Origin of the sequence: Pseudomonas kitaguniensis (assembly GCF_049199985.1) — a bacterium.
In the GTDB taxonomy this organism is placed as follows: domain Bacteria; phylum Pseudomonadota; class Gammaproteobacteria; order Pseudomonadales; family Pseudomonadaceae; genus Aquipseudomonas; species Aquipseudomonas kitaguniensis.
Map to the genome: position 1 here is coordinate 12944 of NZ_JBLZPT010000015.1, position 14998 is coordinate 27941.

General features: G+C 59.8%; 14 protein-coding genes. 9 read left to right on the forward strand and 5 right to left on the reverse strand.

Annotation, left to right across the window (positions count from 1 at the left end; genetic code table 11):
• The first annotated feature begins 62 nt into the window (after positions 1-62).
• The 9 genes from ACOZK9_RS18290 to ACOZK9_RS18330 all read left to right on the forward strand — a co-directional run bounded on the left by ACOZK9_RS18290 (position 63) and on the right by ACOZK9_RS18330 (position 10210).
• Entirely contained in the window at positions 63-1370 is a 1308-nt protein-coding gene (locus tag ACOZK9_RS18290) for a CitMHS family transporter (protein WP_058413922.1), read from the forward strand.
• A 64-nt stretch (positions 1371-1434) separates the two neighbouring features.
• Positions 1435-2202 carry a TerC family protein gene (locus tag ACOZK9_RS18295; protein WP_152750426.1) on the forward strand — a complete coding sequence of 256 codons (768 nt, stop codon included), beginning with the start codon at positions 1435-1437 and terminating at the stop codon, positions 2200-2202.
• A 255-nt stretch (positions 2203-2457) separates the two neighbouring features.
• Positions 2458-4116, forward strand: coding sequence for a Na/Pi cotransporter family protein (locus ACOZK9_RS18300; RefSeq protein ID WP_058413920.1), 1659 nt, complete (start codon positions 2458-2460; stop codon positions 4114-4116).
• 58 nt (positions 4117-4174) lie between these two features.
• Positions 4175-5560, forward strand: coding sequence for a M16 family metallopeptidase (locus tag ACOZK9_RS18305; RefSeq protein WP_421556301.1), 1386 nt, complete (start codon positions 4175-4177; stop codon positions 5558-5560).
• Positions 5561-5627: 67 nt separating this feature from the next.
• A complete protein-coding gene (locus ACOZK9_RS18310; protein ID WP_058413918.1) occupies positions 5628-6659 on the forward strand; it encodes a DUF5924 family protein in 1032 nt (343 codons plus the stop codon).
• Between the two features lie 54 nt (positions 6660-6713).
• Positions 6714-7862: an ABC transporter permease gene (locus ACOZK9_RS18315; protein ID WP_421556302.1), complete on the forward strand. Its 1149-nt coding sequence runs from the start codon at positions 6714-6716 to the stop codon at positions 7860-7862.
• Positions 7859-8662, forward strand: a complete 804-nt coding sequence (locus ACOZK9_RS18320; RefSeq protein WP_122250174.1) for an ATP-binding cassette domain-containing protein — start codon at positions 7859-7861, stop codon at positions 8660-8662. Before ACOZK9_RS18315 ends, ACOZK9_RS18320 begins: the two co-directional genes overlap by 4 nt.
• A gap of 1 nt (position 8663) precedes the next feature.
• Positions 8664-9602 (forward strand): MlaD family protein, encoded by a 939-nt coding sequence (locus tag ACOZK9_RS18325; RefSeq protein ID WP_058413915.1) that lies wholly within the window; start codon positions 8664-8666, stop codon positions 9600-9602.
• On the forward strand, positions 9599-10210 hold the full coding sequence (locus ACOZK9_RS18330; protein ID WP_122250175.1) for an ABC-type transport auxiliary lipoprotein family protein: 612 nt from the start codon (positions 9599-9601) through the stop codon (positions 10208-10210). The genes ACOZK9_RS18325 and ACOZK9_RS18330 overlap by 4 nt, the downstream gene beginning before the upstream one ends.
• Before the next feature lie 161 nt (positions 10211-10371).
• On the opposite strand, the gene ACOZK9_RS18335 is transcribed toward ACOZK9_RS18330, so the two are convergent.
• The 5 genes from ACOZK9_RS18335 to ACOZK9_RS18355 all read right to left on the reverse strand — a co-directional run bounded on the left by ACOZK9_RS18335 (position 10372) and on the right by ACOZK9_RS18355 (position 14771).
• Complete coding sequence (locus tag ACOZK9_RS18335; RefSeq protein WP_058413913.1) at positions 10372-11601, reverse strand: nucleoside recognition domain-containing protein; 1230 nt, start codon at positions 11599-11601, stop codon at positions 10372-10374.
• A gap of 96 nt (positions 11602-11697) precedes the next feature.
• On the reverse strand, positions 11698-13029 hold the full coding sequence (gltP, locus tag ACOZK9_RS18340; RefSeq protein WP_058413912.1) for a glutamate/aspartate:proton symporter GltP: 1332 nt from the start codon (positions 13027-13029) through the stop codon (positions 11698-11700).
• Positions 13030-13759: 730 nt separating this feature from the next.
• Positions 13760-14227, reverse strand: a complete 468-nt coding sequence (locus ACOZK9_RS18345; RefSeq protein WP_152750421.1) for an inhibitor of vertebrate lysozyme family protein — start codon at positions 14225-14227, stop codon at positions 13760-13762.
• Between the two features lie 2 nt (positions 14228-14229).
• Positions 14230-14391: a DUF1328 domain-containing protein gene (locus ACOZK9_RS18350; protein ID WP_082649059.1), complete on the reverse strand. Its 162-nt coding sequence runs from the start codon at positions 14389-14391 to the stop codon at positions 14230-14232.
• 89 nt (positions 14392-14480) lie between these two features.
• Positions 14481-14771 (reverse strand): hypothetical protein, encoded by a 291-nt coding sequence (locus tag ACOZK9_RS18355; protein WP_058413910.1) that lies wholly within the window; start codon positions 14769-14771, stop codon positions 14481-14483.
• Between the last annotated feature and the right edge of the window lie 227 nt (positions 14772-14998).

Genomic DNA, 14998 nt, shown 5'->3' on the forward strand with positions numbered 1-14998 from the left:
TTCTGCGCTGACCCGCATTTCGGTTCGCCATTCCTTAGCCGCGCTACGCCTGGAGTACTCCTATGCTGACTTTCCTTGGCTTTGCCATGGTCATCACGTTCATGTTCCTGATCATGACCAAGCGCTTGTCTGCGCTGATCGCCCTGATCATAGTGCCGATCCTGTTCGCGCTGTTCGGCGGTTTCGCACCGAAGATCGGCCCGATGATGCTCGAAGGCATCACCAAGCTTGCGCCGACCGGCGTGATGCTGATGTTCGCCATTCTCTACTTTGCCCTGATGATCGACTCCGGCCTGTTCGACCCGGCCGTGCGCAAGATCCTCAAGATGGTCAAGGGCGACCCGCTGAAAGTCTCGGTCGGCACTGCCGTACTGGCGCTGGTGGTTTCCCTCGACGGTGACGGCGCCACCACCTACATGATCTGCGTGGCTGCCATGCTGCCGCTGTACAAGCGCATCGGCATGAGCCCACGGATCATGGCCGGCCTGATTATTCTGGCCGGTGGCGTGATGAACATGACCCCGTGGGGCGGGCCGACCGCGCGGGCCGCAAGCGCGCTGCATGTAGACCCGTCGGACATCTTTGTACCGATGATCCCGGCGATGGCCGCAGGCGTGCTGGCGATCCTGGCGATCGCCTATATGTACGGCAAGCGTGAACGTGCACGCTTGGGTGAGCTGCACCTGCAAGGCGACGAAATTGACCACAGCGAAATCAGCGTCTCGCAGTACCCGGATGCGCGCCGTCCGAAGTTGATCTGGTTCAACGGCGCCCTGACCCTGGCCCTGATGTGCACCCTGATCGCCGGGTTGCTGCCGCTGCCGGTACTGTTCATGGTGGCGTTCAGTATTGCGATGATCGTTAACTACCCGTGCCTGCAACAGCAAAAAGACCGCGTCGCCGCCCACGCCGGCAGCGTCCTGGCGGTGGTTGGCTTGATCTTCGCCGCGGGTATTTTCACCGGCATTCTGTCGGGCACCGGCATGGTCGACGCCATGTCCAAAAGCCTGCTGGCCGTCATCCCTGAAGCACTGGGCCCGTACCTGGCCGTGATCACCGCACTGGTGAGCATGCCGTTTACCTTTTTCATGTCCAACGATGCGTTCTACTACGGCGTACTGCCCGTACTCGCCGAAGCGGCCAGCCACTACGGCATCAGCGCTGTAGAGATGGCGCGCGCGTCCATCGTCGGTCAACCCGTGCACTTGCTCAGCCCGCTGGTTCCCTCGACCTACTTGTTGGTGGCGCTGGCCGGTATAGAATTTGGCGACCACCAACGCTTTACGCTGAAATGGGCGGTGCTGGTATGCCTGTGCATACTGGTTGCTGCACTGCTGATGGGGATTTTTCCGCTGTTCAGCACGCTGTAATCGTACCCACTCACCGCGCGGCGTGGCAGCACGCGCGGTTTAACATTTGTTCTAAGGACTACACATGGAATGGCTCACCAATCCGGAGATCTGGATTGCCTTCTTCACTCTGACAGCCCTCGAAATCGTCTTGGGCATCGATAACATCATCATGATTTCGATCCTGGTCAGCCGCATGCCCAAGGCAATGCAGGCGCGTACCCGGATCTTCGGCTTGGCGCTGGCGATGGTCACGCGAATCCTGTTACTGCTGTCGATCACGTGGGTCATGCAACTGACCAACGACCTGTTCGTGGTAGTCGGCCAGGGTATTTCCGGTCGCGACTTGATCCTGTTCTTCGGTGGTCTGTTCCTGCTGTGGAAAAGCTCCCAAGAGATGTACCACGCCCTGGAAGGTGAAGACGAAGCCAACGAAGAGCCAGGCGGCAAGGGCGGCAAGTTCATCTACACCATCATTCAGATCGCGATCATCGACATCGTGTTCTCGCTCGACTCGGTGATCACAGCGGTCGGCATGGTTTCGCATGTACCGGTGATGATCGCCGCGATCATCGTGGCCGTACTGGTGATGATGCTGGCCGCCGGCACCATCAGCGAATTCATCGACAAGCACCCGTCGCTGAAAATGCTCGCGCTGTCATTCCTGCTCGTGGTCGGTACGGTGTTGATCGCCGAATCCTTTGATGTGCACGTGCCAAAAGGCTACGTCTACTTCGCCATGGCCTTCTCGCTGGCCGTAGAGGCGATCAACATCAAGATGCGCACCGCCAGGGCGAAAAACAAGAAACAGCAAGACCCGGTGAAACTGCGCAAGGATGTTCGCGGTCAATAAACCCAAGCCAGACCAAAGGGGCTTTTTATAAGCCCCTTTTTTTGCGCCTAGTGCTGACCCAAAGCGTCACCGGAGGCATCCCCACCCACGGCGAGGGGAGCGATCTTCATGACAGTTTTGTTTCAATCCCCACTTTAGCTATGCGATGCTGGCGCAGAGCCCATCCGCCAACTACAGCTTAAGTACAGCGGTAGAACGGCACGCGGCAACTTTTCTTCGCCCCGCTTGGGGCGCATTCACCACGGAGGGCCGAGCATGCTGACCTTGCTCAACCTGCTTTCCGCCGTGACCCTGCTTATCTGGGGCACGCACATCGTGCGAACCGGTATCTTGCGGGTCTACGGTTCCAACTTGCGCCAAGTCATCGGGCAAAACATGGCGAAGCGCTGGCTGGCATTTGTCGCCGGTATCCTGGTCACCGCCATGGTGCAGAGCAGCAACGCCACCGCCATGCTGGTGACCTCGTTTGTCGGCCAGGGCCTGATGAGCCTAACGCCCGCACTGGCGACCATGCTCGGTGCCGATGTGGGTACAGCGTTGATGGCGCGCGTACTGACGTTCGACTTGTCGTGGCTGTCGCCGTTGCTGATTTTTCTCGGGGTGATTTTCTTCCTGTCGCGCAAACAGACGCGGGCAGGGCAGATGGGCCGCGTCGGCATCGGCCTCGGCCTGATCATTTTGGCGCTGCAATTGATCGTCGAAGCCGCCGGGCCGATTACCCATGCCCAAGGCGTCAAGGTGCTGTTTGCCTCGTTGACCGGCGACATCCTGCTGGATGCCTTGGTCGGCGCCTTGTTCGCGATGATTTCTTACTCCAGCCTCGCCGCGGTACTGCTGACAGCCACCCTGGCCGGCGCCGGCGTGATCGGCCTGCACGTGGCTATCGGCCTGGTGATCGGCGCCAACATCGGCAGCGGTGTGCTGGCCTTCCTCAGCACAAGCATGCAAAACGCCGCCGGTCGGCAAGTGGCGCTGGGCAGCCTGTTGTACAAGCTGATCGGCCTGTTGCTGATCATTCCGGTCCTCGACCCTCTTGTCGGCTGGATGGACGGTTTGGACTACAGCGCCCAAGACATGGTGATTAGCTTCCACTTGCTCTACAACCTCAGCCGCTGCCTGATCCTGCTGCCGACCATCGGCCCAATGGCACGCTTGTGCGCCTGGCTGCTGCCGGAACAAGCGGAGGCCAACGGCAAAGCCAAGCCGCGCCACCTGGACCCCACCGCCCTCGCCACGCCGAGCCTTGCGCTGGCTAACGCCGCGCGGGAAACACTGCGCCTGGGCGACCTGATCGACAACATGCTCAGCGCGATGCTCGAAGTGCTGCGCGGCAAGCAAACCGCCATGACCCAGGCCATGCGCAGCCTCAGCGATGACGTCGAGGCGCTCTACAGCGCGATCAAACTTTACCTGGCGCAAATGCCCCGCGAAGACCTCAGCGAGCATGACAGCCGCCGCTGGGCCGAGATCATCGAACTGTCGATCAACTTGAAACTCGCCGGCGACCTGATCGAGCGCATGCTGCGTAAAGTCCAGCAGCAAAAAACCGCGCAGCGTCGGCAGTTCTCTGAAGTCGGCCTGGAAGAACTCGCCGACCTGCAGACTCAACTGATCGCCAACCTGCGCCTGGGCTTGTCAGTGTTCCTCAGCGCCGACCCGGAAAGCGCCCGGCAATTGCTGCGCGAGAAGCGCCGCTTCCGCGCTCAAGAGCGCCGCCTGGCCCACGCGCACGTCAGCCGCCTGCAGCGCAAAATCGTCCAGAGCCTGGAGACCAGTTCCCTGCATTTGGAACTGATTGCCGATATGAAACGCCTCAACTCGCTGTTCTGCAGCAGTGCCTACGTGGTACTCGAAACGTTCGACACCGGCGCACTCTCCGCTGAAGATATGACCGACATCACCCATTCGCCCTGAACGTACGACGGCGAGCGAAGTCAGTTAACAACCGACCCCATTCGCCAGGAAGCTTGTTATGCGTCGCCTGTTATTCGCCTGCCTGCTTTTGGGTTCGGCACACGCCATTGCCTTTGACCGCTTGCAAGTTGAGGGCTACAGCTTGCCCAACGGCCTGCAATTGCTGCTCAAACCGGGCACCGAGCGCGGGCACGTGGCTATCCGCCTGGTGGTGGGTGTGGGCCTGGATGACTTCCCCTGCGAAGAAAAGGAACTGCCGCACCTGCTCGAACACTTGCTGTTCAGCGGCATCGACGGCGGCGGCGAAGGCGACCTCGAAGACCGCATGCAAGCCTTGGGCGGTGAGTGGAATGCCTACACCAGCAACGCCGACACCACTTTTGTGATCGAGGCACCGGCGCAAAACCAGCGCAAAGTGCTCGACCTGTTGCTGGCGATCATCACCCGTACCGAGCTGACCGACGCCAACATCAATGCCGCCAAGCGGGTGGTCGAGCGCGAAGACGGCGGCCATTACTCGCACCTGCAACGCCTGATCGACCGTCAAGACCTCGGCCACAACGCCAGCAACCAACTGGCCGTTGAATTGGGGCTCAAATGCGCCGAACGCGCCGAGGTTGGCCAGCTAACCCGAGGGCAGTTGGCCACGCTGCGCACACATTGGTACGCGCCCAACAACATGACCCTGATCATCGTCGGCGAACTCGACAAACTGCTGCCGGCCTATCTGGAACGCACCTATGGCCAGCTTGAGCCGGTCGAGCCGAGCGAGCATCTGCCGCTGCCCGAGATCCAGCACACCGCCGCCACTCACCGCGACCTGATCCACGGCTGGCTTGGTGACAGCGCCAAGCTGCACTGGCTGTTCCCCGAGCCGGTGCTGGACGAGCAGCACGATGAAACCTACGACCTGCTCAAGGATTACTTCGACTGGGCGCTGTACCGTCAATTGCGCCTCGCGCACAGTTTGTCCTACGGCCCATGGAGCGAGCGTGAAGTGCTGGGCGGCGTCGGCTTCATCAGCCTGAATGCTGACCTAGAGCGGGACTCGCTGCCCGAAGCCGAGCACGTGCTGCAAGACCTCAAGGCGCAACTGCTCAAGAACGGCCTTGACCCGGCGGTATTTGCCCGCCTGCAACAGGCTGCCATCGCCCGCCAGGCTTGGGCGGTTCAAGGTAACAGCGCGCTGGCCGATTATTATTGGAGCGCGTCCGGCGATTACGCCAACGGCCATTTCAGCGACCCGGTCAAACGCATCAAGGCCGTAAGCTTGAAACAGGCCAACCAGGCCATGCGCCAAGTGTTTGACCAGCAGGGCTATTGGCGCATCGAGAAACCGCTGTTGAGCTACGACAGCCTGAGCTGGATCGGCGCCGCTGTGCTTGGGCTGCTCGCCCTGCTGTTGGGTGGTGTGCGGCTTTACCGAAAACGCGTCGCGCAATGAAACACCGAACACCGGCCCAAGACGCTATTCTGTCTGGGTTTTTTCCTACACCAACTGTGAACCGCCAATGCCAAACCTGCCGCCCCTTATCCAGCGCATCCTCGTACTGATCAAGCGCTACCCAGGGGTGATCGCACTCGGCGGTTTTATCTCGGGTGTGTGCAGCTTCATTCTGGTAGACCGCCAGCAAGGCATGGCCAGCTGGATCGCCGTGATCATGCTGGTGAGTTGGCTGTGGCTGATGCTCGAAAACGCCTTTACCCAGCTGTTCGCCAAAGTCTTCAAACGCGAAATCCCCGAACCGCTGCTGCGCTACGCCACCCAGATGATCCACCAGGAAAGTCTGTTTTTTGTGCTGCCGTTCTTTTTCGTCACCACCACATGGAACAGCGGCCAATCGATTTTCACCGGCCTGCTCGGCGCGGCGGCACTGGTGTCGATTACCGACCCGCTGTACTACAAGTGGCTGGCACCCAAACGCTCGCTGTTTCTGGCGCTGCACACCCTGACGTTGTTCGCCGCGCTGCTCACCGCGCTGCCGATCATCCTGCACCTGACCACCGCCGAAAGTTACAAATTGGCGCTGGGCGTGGCCATGGCCTTGTCGATTCCGAGCCTGGCCGTGAGCCTGCCGCTGCGCAGTGTTAAAGGCTGGGCAATGCTGCTGGGCGTGACCGCCGCCATTGGCTGCGCGGGTTGGTTGCTGCGCAGTTGGGTGCCGCCGGCGACCCTGTGGATGACCGAAGTGGCGATCAGCACTCAGATGCAAGACCGCACACCCGGTGACGACCTCAGGGAAGTCAACGCCGCCCAGTTGCGCAGTGGCGGGCTGTACGCCTACACCGCGATCAACGCCCCGCGCGGGCTGGATGAACGGATTTACCATGTGTGGAAATTCAATGGCAAAGAAGTCGACCGCATCGCCCTGGACATCCACGGCGGGCGCAAGGAAGGCTACCGCGCCTGGACCCACAAGCAGAACTTCCCCGCCGATGCGGTAGGCCGCTGGCAGGTGCGGGTGTTGACCGAAGACGGTCAGGTGATCGGCGTGCTGCGTTTTAAAGTCACTGATTCAGCACAAACCGACAACCCCAAGTAAGCCGTATCGTGCTATTACGTAGCAATTGTGGACAGCCAACCAAGCTCGGAGCTTATGACCACCAGCAGCACGCCCGGCGCAGCTCACCTGGATACGACGACCGCCCCGCCGTTACTTCGGATTACGGGCGACTGGACGCTTGCCCACTACGCCAACCTGAAGAAGCTGTCGGATAAGCTCGATGGCCAATACGACGCTGGCGCCCGCATCGACCTCAACGGCCTCGGCGCACTGGATACCGCTGGCGCGTCGCTGCTGGTCGAGCTGCTGGGCCCGGACCGGATTGAGCAATCCGCCGAACAGACCGATTGCAGCCTTTCTACCGCCGACCGCTCGCTGCTCAAAACCGTTTACCGCTCGCTGAATGATTTTTGTGTGCCGGACAAAGCGCCGGAAGAAGCCGTCGGCATCCAGTTACTCGCGCGCATCGGCCGCGCGGTGGACACCGTTTGGCAAGACAGCAAGCAATTGCTCGGTTTTATCGGGCTGATCCTTGAAACCTTCGCGCGTGGCATCTTGCGTCCCAAGCGCTGGCGCCTGACGCCGATGGTCGCGCACATTGAGCAAACCGGTCTGGATGCCGCGCCTATCGTGGCGTTGCTGACCTTTCTGGTCGGCGCTGTGGTGGCGTTTCTCGGCGCCACCGTGCTCAAGAGCTTTGGCGCGACTATTTTCACCGTCGACCTGGTGGCGTTCTCTTTCCTGCGCGAGTTCGGCGTACTGCTGACCGCCATCCTGATCGCCGGCCGCACCGCCAGTGCGTTTACCGCACAAATCGGTTCGATGAAGGCCAACGAAGAAATCGACGCGATCCGCACCCTCGGCCTCGATCCGATAGAGCTGCTGGTGCTCCCGCGCGTCTTGGCGCTGCTGGTGTCGCTGCCGATGCTGACTTTTCTGGCCATGCTCTCGGGGATTGTCGGCGGCGGCGTGGTCTGCGCCGTCGCGCTGGATATTTCGCCGGCGATGTTTCTCTCGCTGCTGCAATCGGACATAGGCGTGCAACATTTTCTGGTGGGCATGCTCAAAGCGCCGGTGTTCGCCTTCCTGATCGCCGCGATTGGCTGCCTCGAAGGCTTCAAGGTCAGCGGCAGCGCCGAGTCGGTTGGCGCCCACACCACCTCCAGCGTGGTGCAGTCAATTTTTGTGGTGATCGTGCTGGATGCGGTCGCCGCGATGTTCTTTATGGAGATGGGCTGGTGAGTCGTCCACAGCGTGCGCCCGCCGAGGCGGTGATTGAAGTGCGCGGCCTGTGCAACCGTTTTGGCAGCCAGAGCGTGCACGAGCAGTTGGATCTGGATGTGTATAAAGGCGAGATTCTCGCAGTGGTCGGCGGCTCGGGCAGCGGTAAGTCAGTGCTGCTGCGCAGCATCGTCGGCCTGCGCCGCCCCAGCGAAGGCCAAGTGCGGGTGTTCGGCAAGAACCTGCCGAACCTGCCGGAACACGAACGTTCGCTGGTAGAGCGGCGCTTTGGTGTGCTGTTTCAGAAGGGCGCGCTGTTTTCCTCGCTGACCGTCACCGAAAACGTCGCCCTGCCGTTGATCGAACACGCCGGCCTCAGCCGCGCCGACGCCGAGCACTTGGCCGCGGTCAAACTGGCGCTGGCCGGGTTGCCGCTGTCGGCGGCGGATAAATACCCGGCCTCGCTGTCCGGCGGCATGATCAAACGCGCGGCCCTGGCGCGCGCGCTGGCCTTGGACCCGGACATCCTGTTTCTTGATGAACCCACCGCCGGCCTCGACCCGATTGGCGCGGCGCAATTCGACCAACTGATCCTGACCCTGCGCGACGCACTGGGCCTGAGCGTGTTTCTGGTCACCCACGACCTCGACACGCTTTACACCATCACCGACCGCGTGGCGGTGCTGGCGCAGAAAAAAGTGCTGGTGGCCGATGCCATCGATGTTGTGTCGCAAACCAACGACGCCTGGATTCACGAATATTTCCACGGCCCCCGGGGCCGCGCGGCATTGACTGCCGCTCAACCGCTTAACGAGGTATGACATGGAAACCCGCGCCCATCATGTGATGATCGGTCTGTTCAGCGTGATCGTGGTGGTCGGCGCGATGCTGTTCGGCCTGTGGCTGGCCAAATCCAGCGTCGACAGTGCCTTCCAGGATTATGAAGTGGTGTTCAACGAGGCGGTCAGCGGCTTGTCGCAGGGCAGTTCGGTGCAGTACAGCGGGATCAAGGTGGGCGATGTCACCAGCCTGCGCCTGGACCCCAAAGACCCACGCCGCGTATTGGCGCGCATCCGCCTGGCCGGGCAAACCCCGATCAAGCAAGACACGCAGGCCAAGCTTGCACTGACCGGCATCACCGGCACCTCGATCATCCAGCTCAGCGGGGGTACACCGCAAAGCCCGGAACTCGTGGGCAAAGACGGCAACCTGCCGGAAATCATCGCCTCGCCATCGCCTATTGCGCGCCTGCTCAATAACAGCAACGACCTGATGACCAGCATCAACCTGCTGCTGAACAACGCCAACCACATGTTCTCGCGCGAGAACGTCGAGCGCCTGAGTAATACCCTGGACAACCTGCAACAAACCACCGGCGCCATCGCCGACCAGCGCGGTGACATCAAGGTGGTGATGCAGCAATTGCTGCAGGTGAGCAAACAGGCCAGCGCCGCGCTGGAGCAAACCACGCTGCTGATGCGCAACGCCAACGGCGTGCTCAATGACCAAGGCAAGCAAGCCTTTGGCAGTGCCGAGCAGGCGATGAAATCGCTGCAGCAAAGCACCGCAACCATCAACACCTTGCTGACCAACAACAAAGACTCGGTGAACAGCGGCATGCAGGGCCTTAACGAATTGGCGCCGGCAGTGCGCGAACTGCGCGAAACCCTGGGTTCGCTGCGCGCCATCTCTCGCCGCCTCGAAGCCAACCCCAGCGGTTACTTGCTGGGCAGCGACAAGAACAAGGAGTTCACGCCATGAAGCGTGCTTACCAAATGCTCGCCCCGGTGGCGCTGGCCCTGATCAGCGCCTGCTCGATCCTGCCCAAACCCGACCCGTCCGACGTGTACCGCCTGACGTCGGCGCAAACAACCGCCCACGGCGCGCCGGTGAGCTGGTCGTTGCGCGTGAGCAAGCCGCAGACCAGCGAGTTTCTCGACAGCCCGCGCATTGCCGTGGTGCCCAATGGCGACCTGATCAGCAGCTATGCACATTCGCGTTGGAGCGATCCGTCGCCGGTGCTGTTGCGTAATCGGTTTATGGACGGCTTCCAGCGCGATGGGCGGGTGACGTTGCTGAGTACCGACGAGACCAACCTGCAAGCCGACTATGAACTGGGCGGGCAGTTGCAGGCGTTTCAAAGTGAGTACCGCGCCAATGCGGTGGAGGTGGTGATTCGCCTGGATGCGCGGCTGGTGCGCGGCAGTGATCAGCGAATTATTGCCAGCCGGCGGTTCGAGGTGAAGCAGCAGGCGAGCGATACCAAGGTACCGGCGGTGGTGGCTGCTTTTGGCCAGGCGGGGGACCAGTTGAACCGGCAAGTGGTGGAGTGGGTGGTGCAGCAGGGCAATACAGCGCCTGAGCAGTGATGCCCTCATCGGGAGCAAGCCCCCTCCCACATGTGAAGGTATTCACGGTTCAACTGTGGGAAGAGGTTTGCTCCCGATAGCGGGAGCAAGCCCCTCCCACACTTGAAGTTATCCACAGTTCAACTGTGGGAGGGGGCTTGCTCCCGATAGCTATTCAGGCCTTAACCAAAGAACCAGTAGCACACCGCAATCGCTGCCACCACACCAGCGAACTCCGCCAGCAACGCACACCCCACGGCATGCCGCGCCCGCTGAATGCCCACCGAGCCGAAGTACACCGCCAACACGTAGAAGGTGGTTTCGGTACTGCCCTGAATCGTCGCCGCCACCAGCGCCGGGAAGCTGTCGACACCTTGTGTTTGCATGGTCTCAATCAGCATCGCCCGCGCGGCACTGCCGGAGAACGGCTTGACCATCGCGGTCGGCAACGCGTCGACAAAGCGCGTGTCCATACCGGTCCAGGCCACCAAGTGGCGAATCCCTTCCAGGCCGAAGTCCAACGCGCCGGAGGCACGCAGCACGCCAACCGCGCACAACATCGCTACCAGATACGGCAGCAGGTTCTTGGCAACGTCGAAGCCCTCTTTGGCGCCTTCAACAAATGCCTCGTAAACCTTGACCTTGCGCAGCGCACCAATCACCAGAAACAGCATGATCAGCCCAAACAGCGTGAGGTTGCCGAGGATCGACGACAACCCGGCCAGCGCCGTGGCGGACAAGGTCGCCAGCAACGCCATGAAGCCACCCAGGATCAGCGCACCGGGAATCAGATAGGCCAGCACCACCGGGTCCCACAAGCGCAGGCGCTGCATCACCGCCACCGAGAGCAAGCCCACCAACGTCGAGGCGCTGGTGGCCAGCAGAATCGGCAGGAACACCAGCGTCGGGTCGGCGGCGCCTTGTTGAGCGCGGTACATGAAGATGGTCACCGGCAACAGCGTCAGCGACGATGCGTTGAGCACCAGGAACAGAATCTGCGCGTTACTTGCGGTATTGGGGATCGGGTTGAGTTCCTGCAGCGCCTTCATGGCTTTGAGGCCGATCGGCGTAGCGGCGTTGTCGAGGCCCAAGCCGTTGGCGGCAAAGTTGAGGGTGATCAAACCGATGGCGGGGTGGCCGGCCGGCACTTCCGGCATCAGCCGGCGAAACAGTGGGCCGAGAGCCTTGGCCAGCCAGTCGACGATGCCGGCTTTTTCGGCGATGCGCAAAAAGCCCAGCCATAAGGTCAGCGTGCCGAACAGCAGCACCATCACTTCCACCGACAATTTGGCCATGGCGAAAATGCTTTCCACCATCGCCGCAAAAATACCGGCGTTACCGCCGATCAGCCATTGCGCCAGTGCTGACACCATTGCCACGACAAAAAAGCCAAGCCACAGGCCATTGAGCATCAGTTAAATCCCCCGAAAGATGGGGCGAATGATAGCGGGGCTGACAGAAACGACAAACCCCGGATTGACCGGGGTTTGTTTTAAATCATGCCTGCATCAGCCGCGGCTGGCTTCGCCCACCGGCAGCGCCTGCTTGCTGCGCCAGTGTGGCAGGGAGTTCCAGTAGCGCTCGCCCTTGGCATCGTCGTACATGCCTTCCCAACGCGAGATGACCAATACCGCCAAGGCGTTACCGATGACGTTGAGTGCGGTACGCGCCATGTCCATCACGCGGTCGACACCGGCAATGAACGCCAGGCCTTCCAGCGGGATGCCAACGCTGCCCAAGGTCGCCAGCAGTACCACGAAGGACACGCCCGGCACACCGGCGATGCCTTTGGAGGTGACCATCAGGGTCAGCACCAGCATCAGTTGTTGGCCGATCGACAGGTCGATGCCGTACAACTGGGCGATAAAGATAGCAGCGATGCTCTGGTACAGGGTCGAACCGTCGAGGTTGAACGAGTAACCGGTCGGCACCACGAAGCTGCAGATAGCCTTCGGCGCGCCGTAGGCTTCCATCTTCTCGATCACACGCGGCAGCACGGTTTCAGAGCTGGCAGTGGAGTAGGCCAGCACCAGCTCATCCTTGAAGATGCGCATCAGCTTGATCACCGAGAAACCGAACAGGCGAGCGATCAGGCCCAGTACCACAAAGGCGAAGAACAGGATGGCGACGTAAACCAGAATCACCAGCTTGGCCAGCGGCAGCAAAGAGGCGAAGCCGAAGTTGGCGACGGTCACTGCGATCAGCGCAAATACACCAATCGGGGCGTACTTCATGATCATGTGGGTGACTTTGAACATGCTCTCGGACACGCCCTGGAACATGGTCACCAGCGGCTCGCGCAGTTCAGGCTTGAGGCTCGACAAGCCGAGGCCGAACAGCACCGAGAAGAAGATGATCGGCAGCATTTCGCCACGCGCGACGGCCGCGAAGATGTTAGACGGGATCAGGTTGAGAATGGTCTCGATGAACGCGTGTTCATGCTGCACTTCGGCAGCGGTGGCGGTGTACTTGGAAATATCGACGGTACCCAGGGTACTCATGTCGATGCCCGCACCCGGATGGAACAGGTTAGCCAGCAACAGGCCGACCACGATGGCGATGGTGGTGACCACTTCAAAGTAAAGGATGGTTTTGACGCCGATTCGACCCAGCTTCTTCGCGTCACCGACACCGGCGATGCCGACGATCAGTGAAGAAATCACAATCGGGATCACGATCATTTTGATCAGGCGGATAAAAATATCGCCCGCTGGCTGCAACACATTGCTGATCCACCAGGCTTTTTCAGCACTGAAATGGTTGAGCACTGCACCGATTGCTATCCCCAATACCAAACCGATGAGGATCTGCCAGGCGAGGCTTAGCTTTGCCTTCTTCATGTCATTACCCTTACTTCAAGTGGACTTAAGGCGAATGCGCCAGCTGGAACGCCCGGAAGCGAAAAAGTGTGTGCATCAACCTCCGTAGAAGGTCACCGCCGCATGGCCGAAATGGCTTACTGGCAGGCGAAAAAAGGCGCAACTATTCCCATGCAAGCGAGCGACGTCTAATGCCGTAAACGCCTACCCTATGCCGAATCGGCATGGCTTTTTTTGTAAATAACTGGCCGAGCGGTCAGTTCAAATACGCCATTTAGCAAGGCGAATAGGCCGTCAACCTGCCAAGACAGGCTCGCTCAGAGAAGGTGGACGAAGTGAAGTCACCCGCAATAAACCCGGGCAATCGTCGAACGTGGCGTCTCACCGCACCGACGATTCGAGAAAAATTTTCTCGATAGAAGGTCGATTAGACACACCAAGTAATGATTTGGAGGAGGTAAAAAAGGAAATACCCGCTATGGGCGGCATACGTGACGGGTTATCAGAGCGATAAGCCCGTCGCAAGTTCAGCAAGCTTGAGGACTTGTGAACTTGCGTCACAGCTTTACACCTGACCCAGCCCTTGCGCAGGTACTCCCTGTACCCGTAGGTCACGCCGATCTCGATTGATCAGAGCAACCCGGCCCCCTGGTCATGCAGCGCCCATGGCGAGCGATGCAGACAGAAAGAAGCACAGTGGCTTCTTTCTATGGACGAAGGCTGCGTCTTCGACTGTTACGTCAGACGAAACCTAGTACCAATTCGGGTCTTTCTTGAGCTGTTCCATCAGCAGTTTTTGCATGCCTGGGTCCGGCTTACCGATAAATCGGTAATCGGCGTGCCGCGTCGGGGACTTGTCTGCCGGCAAACCTGCCGGGACTTCCACCAACATGGCGTAGGCATCTTCCTTGTCGAAGCTGAATGCAACGATCAGGCGCTTGTGCAGGCAACTGTCCGCTGTTTCGCAGAGCGGCCCGACCAAGTACTTGTCGCCACCTTCCTCTACGGCATTCATTTGCTCGGCGGAACCTGAAAGATTCATCACCCATTCAGGCAAGCGCTCTTCTTTCTTCACCACACTTTGCCAGGTTTCGCGGTACTGCTTGTCCGCGCCAAGCAATTGGTTGGCCCGTGATTGGCCGTCATTGGCGGCCATCACCAAGCCGCTGCCGCCCAAGAGCAGGGCAACAGCAATGGCTTTAAAAGGAAGAGACTTCATGTTCAACGACCGCGACGGCCAAAGAAGAACGAAGCGATGAACATCACCAGGAAGACCACAAACAGAATTTTTGCGATACCCGTAGCGGTGCCCGCGATACCACCGAAGCCCAAGACTGCAGCCACAATGGCGATGATCAGAAATGTGATTGCCCAACTCAGCATGGTGAATCTCCTTAAAGTTTATGAAAGTAACAGCGGTAATTCCGTTCAGCCGCCGAGACCAGCGACCCTTTGTTGCCTGGAAGTGTTGCCTAGAAGACCCAACGCTCTTGAGTCGGCAATTCACCCAGGGTGGAATCCTGGTCAGCCACTCTCAATTGCGGGGCAGTCACATCGGCAGTAGCGCTGCCAACGGAACGAAAATGTTTCTGTGTCATGACCGGACGTTCAAATTGTGCGGTTTGCTGCTGACTCTCCTGCCAGTGTTGCAACTGCTGGCCAGCAATCAGCGTGACCATCAACGCCAGGCTGGCAAACAGACCTTGCTGCAAGCGCAGTGGCGATACGTGCAATTGGCTGAAGCTGAGGCTTTGGCGAGTCATGCTGCATTTCTCCCGCATTCTGATTATTCGTTCATGACACTGTTGAGAGGGATATTGCAGAGCGCATGCCAGGTTTTTTACAAAATAAAACACATAAAAATCAAATACTTACGAATTAAACACCCACGATGAGCCCAGCATCCTGCACGATGGCCCTATCCAGGCCGTGCGAAATGCACGATGGTCACTGCGCAGACCAAGGGATCAAAAGCGCTTGGCGAGTCGCC

Excerpts from the sequence above, each read along its gene's own strand:
- ACOZK9_RS18290 (WP_058413922.1), top strand. The coding sequence starts at position 63 with ATGCTGACTTTCCTTGGCTTTGCCATGGTCATCACGTTCATGTTCCTG.
- ACOZK9_RS18295 (WP_152750426.1), top strand. The coding sequence starts at position 1,435 with ATGGAATGGCTCACCAATCCGGAGATCTGGATTGCCTTCTTCACTCTG.
- ACOZK9_RS18300 (WP_058413920.1), top strand. The coding sequence starts at position 2,458 with ATGCTGACCTTGCTCAACCTGCTTTCCGCCGTGACCCTGCTTATCTGG.
- ACOZK9_RS18305 (WP_421556301.1), top strand. The coding sequence starts at position 4,175 with ATGCGTCGCCTGTTATTCGCCTGCCTGCTTTTGGGTTCGGCACACGCC.
- ACOZK9_RS18310 (WP_058413918.1), top strand. The coding sequence starts at position 5,628 with ATGCCAAACCTGCCGCCCCTTATCCAGCGCATCCTCGTACTGATCAAG.
- ACOZK9_RS18315 (WP_421556302.1), top strand. The coding sequence starts at position 6,714 with ATGACCACCAGCAGCACGCCCGGCGCAGCTCACCTGGATACGACGACC.
- ACOZK9_RS18325 (WP_058413915.1), top strand. The coding sequence starts at position 8,664 with ATGGAAACCCGCGCCCATCATGTGATGATCGGTCTGTTCAGCGTGATC.
- ACOZK9_RS18330 (WP_122250175.1), top strand. The coding sequence starts at position 9,599 with ATGAAGCGTGCTTACCAAATGCTCGCCCCGGTGGCGCTGGCCCTGATC.
- ACOZK9_RS18335 (WP_058413913.1), bottom strand. The coding sequence starts at position 11,601 with ATGCTCAATGGCCTGTGGCTTGGCTTTTTTGTCGTGGCAATGGTGTCA.
- gltP (WP_058413912.1), bottom strand. The coding sequence starts at position 13,029 with ATGAAGAAGGCAAAGCTAAGCCTCGCCTGGCAGATCCTCATCGGTTTG.
- ACOZK9_RS18345 (WP_152750421.1), bottom strand. The coding sequence starts at position 14,227 with ATGAAGTCTCTTCCTTTTAAAGCCATTGCTGTTGCCCTGCTCTTGGGC.
- ACOZK9_RS18350 (WP_082649059.1), bottom strand. The coding sequence starts at position 14,391 with ATGCTGAGTTGGGCAATCACATTTCTGATCATCGCCATTGTGGCTGCA.
- ACOZK9_RS18355 (WP_058413910.1), bottom strand. The coding sequence starts at position 14,771 with ATGACTCGCCAAAGCCTCAGCTTCAGCCAATTGCACGTATCGCCACTG.